The sequence below is a fragment of the Vibrio sp. 03_296 genome, assembly GCF_002265885.1.
This window is the reverse complement of the sequence record NZ_NPKW01000521.1, coordinates 1-663: the sequence shown is the minus strand read 5'-3', so window position 1 is coordinate 663 and position 663 is coordinate 1. Positions and strand designations below refer to the sequence as shown.

Sequence of the window (663 nt, the reverse complement as noted above, 5' to 3'; positions counted from 1 at the left end):
GGCTCTGACATCGCGACCGCACGAACCTTGGTGATGCGTTCCGCTGTGAGTGGGTACGATTGATAAAGAAGATCTTCCACCAGCAGATCATCGTCTACCGCTTCGGTATGTTGGTAGTTAGCAAGCGAATCGACACGGCTTGAATAAGGCACTTGCCACGCTTGCTCCGTCATTTCTTGGATTTGAGTACATGTGTGCGCTGGTCAAATCACATCGCCACTTTTAGGTGCTAAGACTAACGCGATGTTGTCCGTTTTCGCGAAGGTGGTTTGAATCTCATCAAAGGCCTGTAATTGAGCATTACTGCCGTCAAAAAAGATATTGTAATCCCCACGAAAATAGAGATTTTTGTCCCCACCTGCTGTCGCGACAATGGCCATCAGGCTGATGATAAGGGTCCAAAAACTGAACCGCGTTGAGAACGCGAGCAGTGAAGTGCGTTCATTGGTTGACTGCTGAAGATGGTTCATCACACTCTCCATTTGTGACGTTTCGTCAATAATCTCTCTTTAAAAACCAGCAAATGCTGGTTAAGAGAGGAAGAATTTTGGAATCAAACAAAGACAATCAATCCCATTTTTGTTTTTCCAAGTTCATTTTTTGACGATTCGTCACTAAGTGTGAATTTAAAAACCAATCCTAAGATTGGCTTTGTTCCTTTAT

General features: G+C 44.0%; 1 pseudogene. It reads right to left on the bottom strand.

Annotated elements, in window-relative coordinates:
• Window positions 1-482: pseudogene (locus CIK04_RS25890) on the bottom strand (RND family transporter); the annotation flags it as partial.
• Window positions 483-663 lie beyond the last annotated feature (181 nt).